Genomic DNA, 16,793 nt, shown 5'->3' with positions numbered 1-16,793 from the left:
CTCCGCGATCTTGGGGTACCCCGAAGGGAAGCGCAGTGAATCCACCTGCACCCCGGCGCCGTCCAGAACCGTGAAGAGCGCTTGAGGGTGGTGCTCGCGGCGTGTCCCCCCTTACGGCAGGTGTCTACGCGGCATGGCCACCGACTGTTTGCCGAGCGAAGACACAACGGCGAAGGCCCAGGTCGCTGACCTGGGCCTTCTTTAAGAGCGGATGACGGGAATCGAACCCGCGCTATAAGCTTGGGAAGCTCATGTTCTACCATTAAACTACATCCGCACAGTGGGCCAGTTGCCTGGATCCCTACCGTTGCACACTCTACCTCATGATCGACCCCCGGTGAATTTGCCGCGGGGTCGTCGTTGTTCGTGGCGTGCACGGGGGCGTGTGGGTGCGGGAGTTGGGGCGTACCGTGTGGTGCGGAGCGGCGGCTGGAGCGGGTGCCGATCATCCCCTAATGTGGCGATTCGTCGCAGTACGGCTCGTTGGGGAAAGGGACTCGATGGAGCACACCGTCGTCCGTTGTGCCGAAGGGCACGTTTTCAGTACCGCCTCCTTCCCGCTGCAGCACCTCGGTGCCGGCCGGATCGGGCCCGGGCGGCTGTTGCGGTGTCCGCGGTGCGCGCGCCTGCGGCAGGCCGTACCCGTCGGCGGTGCGCCCAAGCGCTGAGCACTGAGCGCTGAGCGCACGACGTACGGCCGGGCGCGCGGGCGGTCCCTCTCGATTGGGGGTGGCCCGCGCGCTCTGCGTATCCTCGGGACGTGCTTCTCTCTGACAAAGACATCCGGGCCGAGATCGACAGCGGACGGGTTCGCATCGACCCGTTCGACGAGGCGATGGTGCAGCCCTCCAGCATCGATGTGCGTCTCGACCGGTACTTCCGGGTGTTCGAGAATCACCGCTACGCCCACATCGATCCCGCGGTCGAGCAGCCGGACCTGACGCGGATGGTCGAGCCCGAAGGGGACGAGGCGTTCATCCTGCACCCCGGTGAGTTCGTCCTGGCGTCGACCTACGAGGTCATCTCGCTGCCCGACGACATCGCCTCCCGGCTGGAGGGCAAGTCCAGCCTGGGCCGCCTCGGCCTCGTGACGCACTCGACCGCCGGGTTCATCGACCCCGGCTTCTCGGGTCACGTGACCCTTGAGCTGTCGAACCTGGCCACGCTGCCGATCAAGCTCTGGCCGGGCATGAAGATCGGCCAGCTGTGCATGTTCCGGCTCAGCTCGCCCGCGGAGTTCCCGTACGGCAGCGAACGCTACGGCTCCCGGTACCAGGGGCAGCGCGGGCCGACCGCCTCGCGCTCCTTCCAGAACTTCCACCGCACCCAGGTGAGGCACGACGCATGAGCAACGCAGTACGCGAGAACCTGACCTACGAGGGCTTCGGCGCGGCCGTGCGCGAGCTGGCGCAGACCATCGCCGACGACGGCTACGAGCCCGACATCATCCTGAGCATCGCCCGCGGCGGCGTGTTCGTCGCCGGCGGTCTGGCGTACGCCCTGGACTGCAAGAACATCCACCTGGTGAACGTGGAGTTCTACACCGGCGTCGGCACCACGCTGGAGATGCCGGTCATGCTGGCGCCCGTACCCGAGGCGATCGACTTCACCGACAAGAAGGTCCTGATCGCCGACGACGTCGCCGACACCGGCAAGACGCTGAAGCTGGTGCACGACTTCTGCCTCGGCCACGTCGCCGAGGTGCGCTCCGCCGTCATCTACGAGAAGTCCCACTCCCTCGTGAAGTGCGAGTACGTGTGGAAGAAGACCGACGAGTGGATCAACTTCCCGTGGTCGGTCGAGCCGCCGGTGGTGAAGCGCGAGGGCCAGGTCCTCGACGCCTGACCGTCGCGTTCAGCGGATCGTGCGCGAGGGGCCCCCGGCTGCTGCCGGGGGCCCCTCGCGTTCGCGCGTGCGCTAGATGGTGCCCAGCTTGATGATCGACAGCAGGGCGATCAGCTGGATCGCGGAGGCGCCCAGCGCCTTCGGCCACGGCAGGTCGTGCGACTTGCTGACCAGCGAGGTGAAGAGCGCGCCCGCGGCGACCCAGGTGGCCCAGCCCAGCACCTGGACGATCATGTTGTCGCCGCCGAGGAACACGGCGAAGAGCAGGCGCGGGGCGTCCGTGATGGACATGACCAGCATCGACAGGCCCACGGTGGGCTGCCAGCTGCCGTCGCCGCCCATCTGGCGGGCCAGGGTGTGCGTGACCGCGCCCAGGAGCAGACCGCAGATGACGAAGGCCACGCCGGCGGACAGCACGATCGGGACGGCCTGCGACAGCGTCGCGTTGATCACGTCCTTGCGGGCGTCGTCGAGGCCGAAGACCGCGAGGAGGCCGTAGAGGAAGGTCACGACCAGCGCCGGACCCCAGACGGGGTAGTCCCGCATCTGGAGGAAGGTCTGGCCGGGCCGCGTCACGATGCCGCGGAGCAGTTCCTTCCACGGCAGCCGCGGCCCGGACGGCGCCGCCGCGGCAGCGCCCGCCTGGTAGGTCGCGCCCTGGTTGTACGGGTCCTCGCCGACGGCGAAGACCTGCGTGTGCCCGGGGTTGTCGTTCGTGTAGTTGCCGCCGCCTCCGTGGCCGTACGGAGGCTGCTGCCCGTGCGGGTGCTGCTGCCCGTACGGGTCGAAGTACTCCGGCTCGCCGTGGCCCCCGGCGTTCGGCTGCGGCCACTGCTGCTGCGGTGGCGGTCCGCCGACGGGAGGGTAGGGCGGCTGGCCGTACGGCGGCGGTTGCTGCTGACCGTACGACTGCTGCTGCTGCGGGGGTTGTTGCGGGCGGCGGTTGTCGTTACGGCCGCGCCCGATCCTGAATCCAGCCACGTGATCGAACGTACCTGGTCCGGCGGGCGTCGGTGACCGGGCAGCCGGAACAAGCACCCTTTGCGGCTGACCTGTGACATCCCTTAGGGGATCCCCGGGGGGTTTTCCCCACCCCTGGATCACCCTCGCCGTGTGTCCGGTTTACGAGGTTGCGTAGCGTTCTGCGGCTCTTCGTTACGTTCTCTACGGGATACCCACATATCGGGCCCGTAGCTTCGTGTCCGTCGCCTCCACGCAGGACGAACGAGAACGCACGAGAACGAACGAGCACGAGCACGAGCACGAGGAAGAGTCCCATCATGCGCAGCACCAGCCGCACCACCTTCCGTACCGCCGCCGTCGTCGCCGGCGCGGCCACCGTCCTGGCCCTCCCGGTCGGGTCCGCGTTCGCGGACTCCCCGGCGGTGCCCCGGCCGGAGGTGCTGCCCGGCGTCGAGCAGCCGTCGGTCAGGCCCTCCGTGGGCCCGGAGCACGGGCCGGCGCCTCAAGTCCGTGCCTTCGTCACCGCCGTGAAGCTGGCGGACGGGTGCGTCGCCAAGATCTACAAGATCGGCAAGAGCCACTTCGAGGCCGACATCCTCGCGGGCTCCACCAAGCTGGACACGCTGGTCAGCCGGGGCGGGGCCGCGTCGTACGGGCAGAGCAACGGACTGCACGTCGTGCTCCAGCCGAACGGCACCGTGACGTCGTGGCTCGACGGGGCGCCGAAGCCGAAGCCGGCGCCCAGGCCGGCGCCTGACGTGGACCAGCACGTCAAGGTGGTGAGCTCCGTGCGGGTCGCCCTGCCGGACGGGCGGATCGCCAAGTTGGTGGACGGCCCGCGCGGCAAGTACGTCGTGATCTCCACGCCGAACGGCCACGTACTCGGCACCGTCGACCTGAAGCGTCCGAGCGCGCAGAACGACGGCTGGACCTACAGGCTCGTCCGGGACGGCAAGCGCGTGAAGTTCGTCGTCATCGACGGCAAGAGCGGCGGGAACAGCTGGGTGTACGGCTTCGACGGCAGGCTGATCGAGAGGTACACGGTCGACGCGCCGCAGCCGAGGAAGGACCGCGTCCGGGTCGCTGCGGGCACCGGCGGCATGGCCGCGTCGGGTCCGGCCGGGCTCGGCTTCGCCGTGGTGCCGGCCCAGGGCTGACCGAACGCCGGAACGGCCGGCCCCCGAGCGGGGACCGGCCGTTCCTGTGTGCTGCCGGGCTGACCGGCCGACTGGCCAGCGCCTACTTGGCGTCCTCGGCCTTCGGCTCGGCCTTGGCCTCGTCCTTGGCCGGGGCTTCCTTCTCCGGCTCCGCCTCGGCTGCCGGCTCCGCGTCCGCCTTCGCCTCCGCGGCGTCGGCCTCCTCGGCCTTCGCTTCGGTCGCGTCGGCCTCGGCCTCGGCGGCGTCCGCTTCCGCGGCCTTGGCCTCGGCTTCCGCCTTGGCCTTGGCCGCCGCTTCCGCCTCCGCCGCAGCGGCTGCCGCGGCGGCCTCCGCCTCGGCCTCCGCCGCCAGCGCGGCCAGTTCCTCCTCGGTCGGCCCCGGGGCCTTGACCGACTCCAGCAGCAGCTGGGCCACGTCCACGACCTGGACGGACTCCTTCGCCTGGCCCTCGTTCTTCTTGCCGTTGACCGAGTCGGTCAGCATGACCAGGCAGAACGGGCAGGCGGTGGAGACGATGTCGGGGTTCAGGGACAGGGCCTCGTCGACGCGCTCGTTGTTGATGCGCTTGCCGATCCGCTCCTCCATCCACATCCGCGCGCCACCGGCGCCACAGCAGAAGCCCCGCTCCTTGTGGCGGTGCATCTCCTGCTGGCGCAGGCCCGGAACGGCCGACATGATCTCGCGCGGCGGCGTGTAGACCTTGTTGTGCCGGCCCAGGTAGCACGGGTCGTGGTACGTGATCAGACCGTCGACCGGCGTCACCGGCGTCAGCCGGCCCTCGTCGATCAGGTGCTGGAGCAGCTGCGTGTGGTGGATGACCTCGTACTCGCCGCCCAGCTGCGGGTACTCGTTCGCGATGGTGTTGAAGCAGTGCGGGCAGGTGGAGACGATCCGCTTCGCCGACTTCGGCTTCTTCGTCTCCGGGTCGTCGTCGTCCTCGCCGAACGCCATGTTCAGCATGGCCACGTTCTCCTGGCCCAGCTGCTGGAACAGCGGCTCGTTGCCCAGGCGGCGCGGCGAGTCACCGGTGCACTTCTCGTCGCCGCCCATGATCGCGAACTTGACGCCCGCGATGTTCAGCAGCTCCGCGAAGGCCTTCGTGGTCTTCTTGGCCCGGTCCTCCAGGGCGCCGGCGCAGCCGACCCAGTAGAGGTAGTCGAACTCGGAGAGGTCCTCCGCGTCCTTGCCGATGATCGGGACCTCGAAGTCCACCTCCTTGGTCCACTCGACGCGCTGCTTCTTCGCCAGGCCCCAGGGGTTGCCCTTCTTCTCCAGGTTCTTGAGCATCGTGCCCGCCTCGGACGGGAACGCGGACTCGATCATCACCTGGTAGCGGCGCATGTCGACGATGTGGTCGATGTGCTCGATGTCGACCGGGCACTGCTCCACGCACGCACCGCAGGTCGTGCAGGACCACAGCACGTCCGGGTCGATGACGCCGTTCTCCTCGGCCGTGCCGATCAGCGGGCGCTCGGCCTCGGCGAGCGCGCTCGCCGGCACGCCGGCCAGCTGCTCGGCCGACGCCTTCTCCTCGCCCTCCATCGTCTTGCCGCCGCCGGCCAGCAGGTACGGAGCCTTGGCGTGCGCGTGGTCGCGCAGCGACATGATCAGCAGCTTCGGGGACAGGGGCTTGCCCGTGTTCCAGGCGGGGCACTGCGACTGGCAGCGGCCGCACTCGGTGCACGTGGAGAAGTCGAGGATGCCCTTCCAGGAGAACTGCTCGACCTGCGAGACGCCGAAGACGTCGTCCTCGCCCGGGTCCTCGAAGTCGATCTCCTTGCCGCCGCTGGTCATCGGCTGGAGCGCGCCCAGCGCGGTCTCACCGTCGGCGTTCCGCTTGAACCAGATGTTCGGGAAGCCGAGGAAGCGGTGCCACGCGACACCCATGTTGGTGTTCAGGGAGACCACGATCATCCAGATCAGCGAGGTGCCGATCTTGATCATCGCGGTGAAGTAGATGGCGTTCTGCAGTGCGCTCGGCGACAGCCCCTCGAAGGCCATGACCAGCGGGTACGAGATGAAGTACGCCGGCTCCCAGCCGTCCACGTGGTGGATGGCGCCCTCGAGGCCGCGCAGGCACAGGATCGCGAGGCCGATGGTGAGGATGATGTATTCGACGAAGTACGCCTGCCAGGCCTTCGAGCCGGCGAAGCGCGACTTGCGGCCGGCCCGCGAGGGCAGGCTGAGCAGGCGGATCGCGATCAGCACCAGGATGCCGAGGACGGTCATCAGGCCGATGAACTCGATGTACAGCTCGAACGGCAGGAAGCCGCCCAGGACCGGAAGCGTCCAGTCGGCCTGGAAGAGCTGGCCATAGGCCTGCGCCAGGGTCGGCGGGAGGGTCAGGAAGCCGATCGCGACGAACCAGTGCGCGAAGCCGACGATGCCCCAGCGGTTCATCCGGCTGTGGCCGAGGAACTCCCGGACGAGGGTCAGCGTTCGGGCCTTCGGGTCGTCCGTGCGGCTGCCGGCCGGTACGGGCTGACCGATCTTCACGAAGCGGTAGATCTGCGCCACGGCTCGTGCGAGCAGCGCGACGCCGACCACCGTCAGGACCAGCGACACGATGATCGCGGCGAGTTGCATGGGAGGGCTCCTCGGGCGGCACTTACTAAGCGGTAACTTATGAAGTCAAGGCTTGAGGTTACCCATTCCCGACGCCGCAATGTAGCTGAGCGTGCGGTGATCTGTGTCGCTCAGGCGAGCCTTTGTCGGTAGGCCGCCCGCGGGGTCTGAGCAAGGATCACGAGGTCCATCCCGAGCCAGTGGTTCTCCACATAATGCCGGTCGAGCAGGGCCATCTCCTCCCAGGGGAGGTCGGAGCGCGCGCTCACCTGCCACAACCCGGTCATTCCCGGACGTACGAGCAGCCGGTCCGGGCGGTCCGTGCGGGCCTCGGGGCGCGGGCCGACCAGCGACATCTCGCCGCGGACCACGTTCAGCAGCTGGGGGAGTACGTCCAGTGCGCAGTGCTCCAGGAGCGCGCTCGTCCGCCCCGGGGCCGCCGTGTCGAAGCGCCATGTCCGGAAGGGCCGCCCGCCCAGGCCGGCCGCGGGCTGCCGTGCGAAGGGCCGCCCGCCCCGGATCGCGTACAGCAGTGCGGTGACGGCCGCGAGCGGCAGGGCGAGCGCGGTGAGCAGCATCACCGCCCCGACGAGGTCGAACACCCGCTTGGCCGGCGGGGCCGCGGGTACCCGTACCCGTGGCCGGGGGGCGGTGAGTGTGAGGGGCATGGCCAGCACGCTGCCGCACGGCCCCGTCCGCGGTGCGGTGGCGCGCGGCCGGGGTGCCCCGTTCGGCCGTCCCGCCGCAAGGTTGCGCGTAAGCGGCAGCTAAAGGTTGAGCCGACCCGACTCAGTTCTGTTGACGCATGCGCGGCGATGCGGCATGGTTGAGTCTGTTCCACTCAAGTCAGCTGGAGGAATCGAAATGGCACGTGCGGTCGGCATCGACCTGGGCACCACTAACTCCGTCGTCAGCGTTCTGGAAGGCGGCGAGCCCACCGTCATCACCAACGCCGAGGGCGCCAGGACCACGCCGTCCGTCGTCGCCTTCGCCAAGAACGGCGAGGTCCTCGTCGGCGAGGTGGCCAAGCGCCAGGCGGTCACGAACGTGGACCGGACCATCCGCTCCGTCAAGCGCCACATGGGCACTGACTGGAAGATCAACCTGGATGGCAAGGACTTCAACCCGCAGCAGATGAGCGCCTTCATCCTGCAGAAGCTGAAGCGCGACGCCGAGGCCTACCTGGGTGAGAAGGTCACGGACGCGGTCATCACCGTCCCGGCCTACTTCAACGACTCCGAGCGTCAGGCGACCAAGGAGGCCGGCGAGATCGCGGGCCTGAACGTCCTGCGCATCGTCAACGAGCCGACGGCCGCCGCCCTGGCCTATGGTCTCGACAAGGACGACCAGACCATTCTCGTCTTCGACCTCGGTGGCGGCACCTTCGACGTGTCGCTCCTGGAGATCGGCGACGGCGTCGTCGAGGTGAAGGCCACCAACGGTGACAACCACCTCGGTGGTGACGACTGGGACCAGCGCGTCGTCGACTACCTGGTGAAGCAGTTCGCCAACGGCCACGGCGTCGACCTGTCCAAGGACAAGATGGCCCTGCAGCGTCTGCGCGAGGCCGCCGAGAAGGCGAAGATCGAGCTGTCCTCCTCCACGGAGACCTCGATCAACCTGCCCTACATCACGGCTTCCGCCGAGGGCCCGCTGCACCTGGACGAGAAGCTCACGCGCTCCCAGTTCCAGCAGCTGACCGCGGACCTCCTCGACCGCTGCAAGACCCCGTTCCACAACGTCATCAAGGACGCCGGCATCCAGCTGTCCGAGATCGACCACGTGGTCCTGGTCGGCGGCTCCACCCGTATGCCGGCCGTCGCCGAGCTCGTCAAGGAGCTCACCGGCGGTCAGGACGCCAACAAGGGCGTCAACCCGGACGAGGTCGTCGCCATCGGCGCCACCCTCCAGGCCGGTGTCCTCAAGGGTGAGGTCAAGGACGTCCTGCTCCTCGACGTGACCCCGCTGTCCCTCGGCATCGAGACCAAGGGCGGCATCATGACCAAGCTCATCGAGCGCAACACCACGATCCCGACCAAGCGGTCCGAGATCTTCACGACGGCCGAGGACAACCAGCCGTCCGTGCAGATCCAGGTCTACCAGGGCGAGCGCGAGATCGCGGCGTACAACAAGAAGCTCGGCATGTTCGAGCTGACCGGCCTGCCGCCGGCCCCGCGTGGCGTCCCGCAGATCGAGGTCTCCTTCGACATCGACGCGAACGGCATCATGCACGTGACCGCGAAGGACCTCGGCACGGGCAAGGAGCAGAAGATGACCGTCACCGGCGGCTCCTCGCTCGGCAAGGACGAGGTCGACCGCATGCGCCAGGAGGCGGAGCAGTACGCGGACGAGGACCTGCGCCGCAAGGAGGCCGCCGAGTCCCGCAACCAGGGCGAGCAGCTCGTCTACCAGACGGAGAAGTTCGTCAAGGACAACGAGGACAAGGTCCCGGCCGAGGTCAAGACCGAGGTCGAGTCCGCCGTCGCCGAGCTGAAGGAGAAGCTCAAGGGCGAGGACACCGGCGAGATCCGCAGCGCGACCGAGAAGCTCGCCGCGGTCAGCCAGAAGCTCGGCCAGGCGATCTACGCCGACGCGCAGGCCGCCCAGGGCGCCGCGGGTGCCGCTGCCGGTGACGCGGGCCAGGCCAAGGCCGACGACGACGTCGTCGACGCCGAGATCGTCGACGACGAGAAGCCGAAGGGCGGCGCTGCCTGATGTCGGAGGAGACCCCGGGCTTCGACGAGAAGCCCGAAGTCCCCGCCGACGCCGCTCAGGACGACGCCGAGCCGAAGGCCGCCGACTCCGCCGACACGGCGGAGGAGGCGGCCCCGGCCGGGGACAGCGCACAGGATGTGGCCCTGCTGGCGCAGTTGGACCAGGCCCGTACCGCGCTCGGCGAGCGCACCGCGGACCTCCAGCGGCTGCAGGCGGAGTACCAGAACTACCGCCGCCGGGTGGAGCGGGACCGGATCACCGTCAAGGAGATCGCGGTCGCGTCCCTCCTGACGGAGCTCCTGCCGACGCTCGACGACATCGGCCGGGCGCGGGAGCACGGCGAGCTGGTCGGCGGCTTCAAGTCGGTGGCCGAATCGCTGGAGACGGTCGCCGCCAAGATGGGCCTGCAGCAGTTCGGCAAGGAGGGCGAGCCCTTCGACCCGACGGTCCACGAGGCCCTGATGCACTCGTACGCGCCGGACGTCACCGAGACGACCTGCGTGGCGATCCTGCAGCCGGGGTACCGGATCGGCGAGCGTACGATCCGTCCCGCACGGGTCGCGGTGGCCGAGCCCCAGCCGGGCGCAGCCCCCAAGTCCGAGTCCGCGGAGGGCGACAAGCCGTCCGGCGAGGACACGGATGCAGCCGACCAGGGCTGACGCAGTACACGTAGAGGCACGGGAGGAGGGACACCGGGGATGAGCACGAAGGACTTCGTCGAGAAGGACTACTACAAGGTCCTCGGTGTCCCGAAGGACGCCACCGAGGCCGAGATCAAGAAGGCGTACCGGAAGCTCGCCCGCGAGTTCCACCCGGACGCCAACAAGGGCGACGCCTCCGCCGAGGAGCGCTTCAAGGAGATCTCCGAGGCGAACGACATCCTCGGGGACGCCAAGAAGCGCAAGGAGTACGACGAGGCGCGCGCCCTGTTCGGCAACGGCGGCTTCCGCCCCGGGCCGGGCGGCGGCGGTTCGTTCAACTTCGACCTGGGCGACCTCTTCGGCGGCACCCAGCAGGGCGGTCAGGCCGGCGGCTTCGGCGGCGGCCTGGGCGACGTCTTCGGGGGCCTCTTCAACCGCGGCGCGGGCCCGGGTGCGGGCACCCGCACCCAGCCGCGCCGCGGCCAGGACGTCGAGTCGGAGGTCACCCTCTCCTTCACGGAGGCAGTGGACGGGGCCACGGTCCCGCTCCGGATGTCCTCGCAGGCGCCCTGCAAGGCCTGTTCGGGCACCGGCGACAAGAACGGCACCCCCCGGGTGTGCCCGACCTGCGTCGGCACCGGCCAGGTCTCGCGGGGCAGCGGCGGCGGCTTCTCGCTGACCGACCCCTGCGCGGACTGCAAGGGCCGCGGCCTGATCGCGGAGACCCCCTGCGAGGTATGCAAGGGCAGCGGCCGGGCCCGCAGCTCCCGCACCATGCAGGTCAGGATCCCGGCGGGCGTCTCCGACGGCCAGCGGATCCGGCTGCGCGGCAAGGGCGCTCCGGGCGAGCGGGGCGGTCCCGCCGGCGACCTCTACGTGGTCGTGCACGTCGGGACCCACCCGGTGTTCGGCCGCAAGGACGACAACCTCACGGTGACCGTCCCGGTGACGTTCGCGGAGGCGGCGCTGGGCGCCGACATCAAGGTTCCGACCTTGAACGGGCCGTCGGTGACGCTGAAACTGCCCCCGGGCACCCCGAACGGGCGTACGATGCGGGCCCGCGGCAAGGGGGCGGTCCGCAAGGACGGCACCCGCGGGGACCTTCTGGTCACCGTGGAAGTGGCCGTTCCGACCGAGCTGTCGGACAAGGCCCGCGAGGCGCTGGAGATGTACCGCGAGGCGACGGAGTCGCAGGACCCGCGCTCCGCGCTGTTCGAGTCCGCGAAGGGAGCATGACATGGACGGCCGCCGACGACAGTCTTCCCGTCTGGGAAGCGGTTACCAACTCACCGACGAGACCCCCGTCTACGTGATCTCGGTGGCCGCCCAGCTCTCGGGGCTGCACCCGCAGACCCTCCGCCAGTACGACCGCCTCGGCCTGGTCTCCCCGGACCGCACGGCCGGCCGCGGCCGGCGCTACTCGGCCCGCGACATCGAGCTGCTCCGCACGGTGCAGACGCTGTCCCAGGACGAGGGCATCAACCTGGCGGGCATCAAGCGGATCATCGAGCTGGAGAACCAGGTGGCCGCGCTCCAGCAGCGCGTCGCCGAGCTCTCGGCCGCGGTGGACGGCGCCGCCGCCACCCTGCGGGCCCGCGAGGCCCAGGTGCACGCCTCCTACCGGCGCGACCTGGTCCCGTACCAGCCCCCGCAGCCGGGCAGCGCCCTGGTCGTCTGGCGCCCCAGCCCCAAGCGCCCGCTGGACTGACCGGCAGGTCGTCCGGGCTCTCGGAAGCACATGCACGCCTTCAGGCCCCGCCCCCTCCAGGGCGGGGCCTGAAGGCTTTCCAGAGGCCTTCTAGAGGTCTGCCGGATCCTGGTGCGGGTCACGGCCCGGATCGACGTCCTCGCACTCCTGCGGGGCGGAGGGGCGGCCCAGGATGCCGGACTGGGCGATGAGGTAGCCGAGCTGGGCCCGGCTGCCGCTGCCGAGGGTGGTGGCGAGTTTGGCGATGTGGGCGCGGCAGGTGCGCACGTTCATCCCCAGGCGCCGGGCGATGGCCTCGTCGACGTGCCCCTCGATGAGGAGCTGGGCGATGGTGCGCTGCACGCCGGTGACGCCGCCGGGGGTGCTGCGGTACGTCACCTCCTCCGTGAGGGGCACGGCGCGGTGCCACAGCTGCTCGAACACCTTGATGAGGTAGTCGACGAGGCCGGGGTGGCGCAGCTCCAGCGCGACGCGCCGGTCGTCGCTCACGGGGATGAAGGCCACGGTGCGGTCGAAGATGATGAGGCGCTCTATCAGTTCTTCGAGCGTTCGGATCTCGACCTTGCCCATGGAGATGCGGTCCACGTAGGCGAGGGTGCCCTGGCTGTGCCGCGCGGTGTGCTGGTAGAGGGTCCGTATGCTGACCCCGCGGTCGATCAACGGCTGGTCGCGCTCCAGAGCCTGTGTGAGAGCCTCGGAGGGGCGAGCTCCGCCCGGCTGGACCGTCAGTACCTCGGTGTGGCATTCGGCCGTCGCGAGGTTCAGTGCGGCGTTGATCCTTTCGAAACCCTCCAGCACCGTGATGGCATGGGTGTCGGCCGGACTCTGTGCGCTGATGGCGAGGAAAGGCTCGAAAGTGTCGGTGAGATCTACAGCGCTGCGTCTGCGGTCCTGGATCTCGCGTTCAATCGGATGGAGCCGTTGCGCCAAAGCCACGGACGGGGGAACCGGCCGGAGCTGGTTCGCGTCATCCGGGTCGGGCTGCAGAAGGGCGAGTTCCAGCAGGCAGGGGGCGTTCTGGATCTCTCCCCGGGCGATCCGGCCGGTGCTCAGGGCAGCCGCGTAGAGCCGGGTTCCCTCGGCGCACATGGACGTGACGGGGTGGGGATGTGTCGCCAATGTCTCGTTTCGCGTCAAATCTCCACCCCCCAGGGTCCTGAACATGCAAGAACATGATGCATCGTCCCTGTGGCATTGACGTGCCTGAATGAGCCATCGTCTGACACGCGGGGGAGAGGATTCCATCAAGTGAGGACGAAGCCGACCATGTACAAGAGAATGCTTCGCTCGGTGCTTGCCATAGGTTTCTCCGCCGTTGCGGTATTTGGGGCAGTCAGCGCCGTCGAAAGTGACGCGGGGAGCGCTAGGGACGGTCAGGGAACGAGCCTGACGAGCACGGAGTTCGACACCGGCTGGACCACGGCGCCCGTGGGCAAGTACGCCGACACCGGCTGGACCGCCGCCGAGCTGGGCGGCAAGGACGACACCGGCTGGACCGAGGCTCCCGCAGGAGTGTCCGCATGACCCCCGACGACCGCGGCTTCCGCCGCGAGATGGCGTCCGCCTACCGATCGGGCTGGCAGTTCATCGACCTCGCCACGGCCATCCCCCACCCCGGCGACTCGTTGATGGTCACCCTGTTCGGCCAACCCATCGTCATCGTGCGCGAGGAGGACGAGGACGTACGTGCCTACCGGTGCCTGCGCCGCCCGCGCGGCGCGCCGCAGCCCGTCCGCTGCGAGGTGCGCTACGGAATGGTCTTCGTCAATCTCGACCAGCGGGACCACCAGCTCTTCGAACCCGACATCACCACCGCCACCCCCCGCAGTGCCTGAAGCGATTCCCCCGTCGTTGCAGATCGCTCAGGCGCTACCCCCACACAACGGCGCCATCGTGGACCTGACCACGATGGCGCCGTTGTGATGCCTCCGTCCAGTGCGCGAACCGGACAAGATGAAGCATCAACGGCTCATGCGCGACCCATGGCCCGGTCCAGGGTGATCTCCACGACCACCCGGTCGGGATTGGGCGACGGCGTCCGCCCGTACCGCTCCGCGTAGCGCGCCACCGCGTCGGCGACCGACGCCTCGTCGTTACGGACCACCGCGCGGCCCTCCAGCGTGGCCCAGCGGCGCCCTTCCATCTGGCAGACCGCCACCCGCGCCCCGCCCTCCTGCGCGCCCTGCGCCGCCAGGACGTTGCGGACCTTCTTGCTGTGCTTGTTGCTGATCACCCGGGCCAAGCCGGCCTCGGGGTCGTACGTGACGCCCACCGGCACCACGTGCGGGGTCCCGTCGGGGCGCGGGGTGGTCAGCGTGCAGACGTGCCGCTCCCGCCAGAAGGCGAGGTACTCGGGCGTCGGGTTGAGTACGTCATGGGACATGGCCCGAAGGGTACGGGCAAGCTGTCCCCTCAACTGCCTTGAGTGGAATAGACTCAACTTTGCATACGCTGACTCTGTCAGACCTTTTGCATCTCTCGGAGAGGAGAAGACGCTGTGGACGCCGAGCTGACCAACAAGAGCCGGGACGCGCTGAACGCGGCCACCGGCAGGGCCGTCAAGGAAGGCCACGCGGACCTGACCCCCGCGCACCTGCTGCTGGCCCTGCTCGCCGGCGAGGACAACGAGAACGTGGTCGACCTGCTGATCGCCACGGAGGCCGACCAGGCCGCCGTGCGCAGCGGCGCCGAAAGCCTCCTCGCCGCGCTGCCCAGCGTCACCGGCTCCACGGTCGCGCCCCCGCAGCCCACCCGCGATCTGCTCGCCGTACTCGCCGAGGCCGACAGCGAGGCGGGCAAGCTCGGCGACGAGTACCTCTCCACCGAACACCTGCTCATCGCCATCGCCGCCAAGGGCGGCGCGGCCGGTGAGGTCCTTTCCGCCCAGGGCGCGACGGCGAAGAAGCTGCTGGACGCCTTCCAGAACGCACGAGGAGCACGGCGGGTGACCACCCCCGACCCCGAGGGCCAGTACAAGGCCCTGGAGAAGTTCGGCACCGACTTCACGGCGGCCGCGCGCGACGGCAAGCTCGACCCGGTCATCGGCCGCGACCACGAGATCCGGCGCGTCGTGCAGGTGCTCTCGCGCCGCACGAAGAACAACCCGGTGCTCATCGGCGAGCCCGGCGTCGGCAAGACGGCCGTCGTCGAGGGCCTGGCCCAGCGCATCGTCAAGGGCGACGTGCCCGAGTCGCTGAAGAACAAGCGGCTCGTCTCCCTCGACCTCGGCGCCATGGTCGCCGGCGCCAAGTACCGGGGCGAGTTCGAGGAGCGGCTCAAGACCGTCCTCGCGGAGATCAAGTCCAGCGAGGGCCAGATCATCACCTTCATCGACGAGCTGCACACGGTCGTCGGCGCGGGCGCCGGAGGCGACTCCGCGATGGACGCCGGCAACATGCTCAAGCCCATGCTGGCCCGCGGCGAGCTCCGCATGGTCGGCGCGACCACCCTCGACGAGTACCGCGAGCGCATCGAGAAGGACCCGGCGCTGGAGCGGCGCTTCCAGCAGGTGCTGGTCGCCGAGCCGTCCGTCGAGGACACCATCGCGATCCTGCGCGGGCTCAAGGGCCGCTACGAGGCCCATCACAAGGTCGTCATCAACGACAGCGCGCTCGTCGCCGCCGCGACCCTGTCCGACCGGTACATCACCTCCCGCTTCCTGCCGGACAAGGCCATCGACCTCGTCGACGAGGCCGCGTCCCGGCTGCGCATGGAGATCGACTCCTCGCCCGTCGAGATCGACGAGCTCCAGCGCTCGGTGGACCGCCTGCGGATGGAGGAGCTGGCGCTGAACAACGAGTCCGACCCGGCCTCGCGCGAGCGCCTCGACAAGATCCGCAAGGACCTCGCCGACCGCGAGGAGGAGCTGCGCGGCCTGACCGCCCGCTGGGAGAAGGAGAAGCAGTCCCTCAACCGGGTCGGCGAGCTCAAGGAGCGCCTGGACGACCTGCGCGGCCAGGCCGAGCGGGCCCAGCGCGACGGTGACTTCGACGCCGCGTCCAAGCTGCTCTACGGGGAGATCCCGGCCCTGGAGCGCGAGCTGGCCGAGGCCACCGAGGAGGAGGCCGAGGCCTCCAAGGCCGGTGCGTCGAAGAACACTATGGTCAAGGACGAGGTCGGCCCCGACGACATCGCCGACGTGGTGGGCGCCTGGACGGGCATCCCCGCGGGCCGCCTGCTGGAGGGCGAGACCCAGAAGCTGCTCCGCATGGAGGACGAGCTGGGCCGCCGCCTGATCGGCCAGACCGAGGCCGTACGGGCCGTCTCCGACGCCGTGCGCCGCACCCGTGCCGGCATCGCCGACCCGGACCGGCCGACCGGCTCCTTCCTCTTCCTCGGCCCGACGGGCGTGGGCAAGACGGAGCTGGCCAAGGCGCTCGCCGACTTCCTCTTCGACGACGAGCGGGCCATGATCCGCATCGACATGTCGGAGTACGGCGAGAAGCACAGCGTGGCCCGGCTCGTCGGCGCCCCGCCCGGCTACGTCGGTTACGAGGAGGGCGGCCAGCTCACCGAGGCCGTCCGCCGCCGCCCGTACAGCGTGGTGCTCCTCGACGAGGTGGAGAAGGCCCACCCCGAGGTCTTCGACATCCTGCTCCAGGTCCTCGACGACGGCCGGCTCACGGACGGACAGGGCCGCACCGTCGACTTCCGCAACACCATCCTGATCCTGACCTCGAACCTGGGCAGCCAGTTCCTGATGGACCCGGCCACCCCGGCCGAGCAGAAGAAGCAGCAGGTCCTGGACGTGGTCCGGGCGAGCTTCAAGCCGGAGTTCCTCAACCGCCTGGACGACCTGGTGGTCTTCTCCGCGCTGGGCCGGGACGAGCTGGCGCACATCGCCGAGCTGCAGATCCGCCGCCTCGCCAAGCGCCTGGCCGACCGGCGCCTCACCCTGGACGTCACCCCCGAGGCCCTGGCCTGGGTGGCGGACAGGGGCAACGACCCCGCCTACGGCGCGCGGCCCCTGCGCCGCCTGATCCAGACGGCGATCGGCGACCGCCTGGCGAAGGAGATCCTCTCCGGCGAGGTGCGCGACGGCGACACCGTACGGGTCGACGTGGCGGGCGAGGACCTGCTGGTGGGCAAGGCGCTCTGACCGCTATGTGCCCGTGCACCCCGCGTACAGGAACGTGCGCGGGGTGCACTCCTGTCCGCCCGCAGCGGATCCGTGACCGTCGGGCTGGACATGGGGTGGG

At 69.6% G+C, this 16,793-nt stretch carries 15 protein-coding genes and 1 tRNA gene; 10 read left to right on the top strand and 6 right to left on the bottom strand.

Annotation, left to right across the window (positions count from 1 at the left end; translation table 11 throughout):
* Window positions 1-206: 206 nt before the first annotated feature.
* A tRNA-Gly gene (locus tag E6U81_RS17365) sits at window positions 207-277 on the bottom strand.
* A 178-nt stretch (window positions 278-455) separates the two neighbouring features.
* Between E6U81_RS17365 and E6U81_RS41065 the strand changes: the two genes are divergently transcribed.
* The 3 genes from E6U81_RS41065 to E6U81_RS17350 all read left to right on the top strand — a co-directional run bounded on the left by E6U81_RS41065 (window position 456) and on the right by E6U81_RS17350 (window position 1,845).
* Window positions 456-668: a hypothetical protein gene (locus E6U81_RS41065; protein WP_136230974.1), complete on the top strand. Its 213-nt coding sequence runs from the start codon at window positions 456-458 to the stop codon at window positions 666-668.
* Window positions 669-760: 92 nt separating this feature from the next.
* Complete coding sequence (gene dcd / locus E6U81_RS17355; protein WP_136230973.1) at window positions 761-1,348, top strand: dCTP deaminase; 588 nt, start codon at window positions 761-763, stop codon at window positions 1,346-1,348.
* On the top strand, window positions 1,345-1,845 hold the full coding sequence (locus tag E6U81_RS17350; RefSeq protein ID WP_031155112.1) for a phosphoribosyltransferase: 501 nt from the start codon (window positions 1,345-1,347) through the stop codon (window positions 1,843-1,845). Before dcd ends, E6U81_RS17350 begins: the two co-directional genes overlap by 4 nt.
* Before the next feature lie 72 nt (window positions 1,846-1,917).
* On the opposite strand, the gene E6U81_RS17345 is transcribed toward E6U81_RS17350, so the two are convergent.
* Window positions 1,918-2,826 (bottom strand): Yip1 family protein, encoded by a 909-nt coding sequence (locus E6U81_RS17345; protein ID WP_136230972.1) that lies wholly within the window; start codon window positions 2,824-2,826, stop codon window positions 1,918-1,920.
* A gap of 299 nt (window positions 2,827-3,125) precedes the next feature.
* Here E6U81_RS17345 and E6U81_RS17340 point away from each other — a divergent pair, with 299 nt between their 5' ends.
* A complete protein-coding gene (locus E6U81_RS17340; protein WP_136230971.1) occupies window positions 3,126-3,965 on the top strand; it encodes a hypothetical protein in 840 nt (279 codons plus the stop codon).
* 82 nt (window positions 3,966-4,047) lie between these two features.
* On the opposite strand, the gene E6U81_RS17335 is transcribed toward E6U81_RS17340, so the two are convergent.
* Both E6U81_RS17335 and E6U81_RS17330 read right to left on the bottom strand, forming a co-directional pair.
* A complete protein-coding gene (locus E6U81_RS17335) occupies window positions 4,048-6,552 on the bottom strand; it encodes a (Fe-S)-binding protein (RefSeq protein ID WP_240803862.1) in 2,505 nt (834 codons plus the stop codon).
* A gap of 110 nt (window positions 6,553-6,662) precedes the next feature.
* On the bottom strand, window positions 6,663-7,199 hold the full coding sequence (locus tag E6U81_RS17330) for a sugar transferase (RefSeq protein ID WP_136230970.1): 537 nt from the start codon (window positions 7,197-7,199) through the stop codon (window positions 6,663-6,665).
* Window positions 7,200-7,395: 196 nt separating this feature from the next.
* Between E6U81_RS17330 and dnaK the strand changes: the two genes are divergently transcribed.
* Genes dnaK through E6U81_RS17310 form a run of 4 tightly spaced genes read left to right on the top strand, consistent with a single transcriptional unit; the run spans window position 7,396 to window position 11,595 of the window.
* On the top strand, window positions 7,396-9,246 hold the full coding sequence (dnaK, locus tag E6U81_RS17325; RefSeq protein WP_136230969.1) for a molecular chaperone DnaK: 1,851 nt from the start codon (window positions 7,396-7,398) through the stop codon (window positions 9,244-9,246).
* Window positions 9,246-9,905: a nucleotide exchange factor GrpE gene (gene grpE, locus E6U81_RS17320; protein ID WP_136230968.1), complete on the top strand. Its 660-nt coding sequence runs from the start codon at window positions 9,246-9,248 to the stop codon at window positions 9,903-9,905. Before dnaK ends, grpE begins: the two co-directional genes overlap by 1 nt.
* A 39-nt stretch (window positions 9,906-9,944) precedes the next feature.
* Entirely contained in the window at window positions 9,945-11,123 is a 1,179-nt protein-coding gene (dnaJ, locus tag E6U81_RS17315) for a molecular chaperone DnaJ (protein WP_136230967.1), read from the top strand.
* 1 nt (window position 11,124) lies between these two features.
* Complete coding sequence (locus E6U81_RS17310; protein WP_136230966.1) at window positions 11,125-11,595, top strand: helix-turn-helix domain-containing protein; 471 nt, start codon at window positions 11,125-11,127, stop codon at window positions 11,593-11,595.
* A gap of 90 nt (window positions 11,596-11,685) precedes the next feature.
* Here the strand turns inward: E6U81_RS17310 and E6U81_RS17305 are convergent, their stop codons facing one another.
* On the bottom strand, window positions 11,686-12,759 hold the full coding sequence (locus E6U81_RS17305; RefSeq protein WP_136230965.1) for a helix-turn-helix transcriptional regulator: 1,074 nt from the start codon (window positions 12,757-12,759) through the stop codon (window positions 11,686-11,688).
* Between the two features lie 356 nt (window positions 12,760-13,115).
* Here E6U81_RS17305 and E6U81_RS17295 point away from each other — a divergent pair, with 356 nt between their 5' ends.
* Window positions 13,116-13,430 carry a hypothetical protein gene (locus tag E6U81_RS17295; protein WP_030026718.1) on the top strand — a complete coding sequence of 105 codons (315 nt, stop codon included), beginning with the start codon at window positions 13,116-13,118 and terminating at the stop codon, window positions 13,428-13,430.
* Between the two features lie 134 nt (window positions 13,431-13,564).
* On the opposite strand, the gene E6U81_RS17290 is transcribed toward E6U81_RS17295, so the two are convergent.
* The gene (locus tag E6U81_RS17290; RefSeq protein WP_136230964.1) at window positions 13,565-13,978 is read right to left on the bottom strand and encodes a TIGR03618 family F420-dependent PPOX class oxidoreductase; all 414 of its coding nucleotides are present in this window, start codon (window positions 13,976-13,978) and stop codon (window positions 13,565-13,567) included.
* A 114-nt stretch (window positions 13,979-14,092) separates the two neighbouring features.
* Here E6U81_RS17290 and clpB point away from each other — a divergent pair, with 114 nt between their 5' ends.
* Window positions 14,093-16,693 carry an ATP-dependent chaperone ClpB gene (gene clpB / locus E6U81_RS17285; protein ID WP_136230963.1) on the top strand — a complete coding sequence of 867 codons (2,601 nt, stop codon included), beginning with the start codon at window positions 14,093-14,095 and terminating at the stop codon, window positions 16,691-16,693.
* Window positions 16,694-16,793: the final 100 nt, after the last annotated feature.

This window comes from Streptomyces sp. A0592 (assembly GCF_004795115.1).
Classification (GTDB): Bacteria; Actinomycetota; Actinomycetes; order Streptomycetales; family Streptomycetaceae; genus Streptomyces; species Streptomyces erythrochromogenes.
Note: the sequence above shows the minus strand (reverse complement) of the source record. Positions and strands in the feature narration are given on the sequence as shown.